This window comes from Pseudomonas sp. RA_105y_Pfl2_P56 (assembly GCF_963970845.1).
GTDB lineage: Bacteria > Pseudomonadota > Gammaproteobacteria > Pseudomonadales > Pseudomonadaceae > Aquipseudomonas > Aquipseudomonas baetica_A.
Map to the genome: position 1 here is coordinate 1 of NZ_CAXAPL010000105.1, position 1,101 is coordinate 1,101.

The window sequence follows — 1,101 nt, forward strand, 5'->3', positions numbered from 1 at the left end:
GTTTTCAAGATGCCGTTGACCCGCTCTGCCAAGGCGTTCTGGTAGCAGTCGTAGCCATCTGTCATCGAACACGTGATGCCATGCTTGGCGTGGAGCTTTTGATACAGCGCCGAGCAGTACTGGACTCCTCGATCCGAGTGATGGACCAGTTTCTGGCGTGTTCGACGTGTCTTTAACGCCATGCGTAAGGCGTGGGCCACCGAGTCGGCATGTAGGCTGCCATGCACGTGATAACCGACAATTTTTCTTGAGAAGGCATCTGTGACCAGACTCAGGTAGACCGGGTTGTCACGCTGGGTGGACAGGTAAGTAATATCGGCCACCCAGACCTGTTCCGGACCGGTCGCGACAACTTGCTGCGGGCCTGGCTTTAGCAGATTGGGATGGCAGCGAAAGTGATGATGGCTGTCGGTCGTCTTGTGATACGCCCGTTTCCTGCGAACCAATTGCCGGTGCTCGCGCAGCACCTCAAACAAGCGATCCCGGCCAACATGCAATTCAGGTTTCTCATGCTCCGCGTGCATCAATGACTGGAGCTTGCGCGCGCCAATGCAGGGTTGGCGCACTCGGATTGTCTGCACAAACTTGATGATTTTCTGATCTTGATCGACTCGAGCCCGATAGACACGATCACGCTTGTAAAAGGCTTGGCGACTGATCCCCATAAACTGGCAAGCCCTGCTGACACTCAGGGTTTGGGTTTGCGCAACGACTTGCCGGGCCGCTTTTTTACAATGGATACGCCGTAGTCGTTCTTCAGGACATCGACCACATCTTCGAAAAATTTGGCTTTCTGATTTGCCAGTGCCAGTTGCTCCTCAAGCTCTTTGATTCTCTGCTCGGGGGTCAGAGGCAAAGTTGGCTCGTCCATCGGTCGAGTCCTCTGGGTACGAATGGAGGCGCCTTGGCTCCAATCTTGTCGACCATGCTTGCGTAACCAGACCAACACCGTCGACCGACCTTGAATCCCATAACGCCGTTGAGCCTCTTTATAACTCAACTCGCCTTTTTCTACTTGGTCGACAACTGACAATTTAAAAGTCAGCGTGTAATCGCGCTGACTACGTTTTGCGCCCGTATCCATTGCACCCTCCTGATAAG

General features: G+C 53.8%; 1 pseudogene. It reads right to left on the reverse strand.

Going from position 1 to position 1,101, the window contains the following annotated elements:
- Positions 1-1,084, reverse strand: a pseudogene (locus tag AACY11_RS28245) (IS3 family transposase); the annotation flags it as partial.
- Positions 1,085-1,101 lie beyond the last annotated feature (17 nt).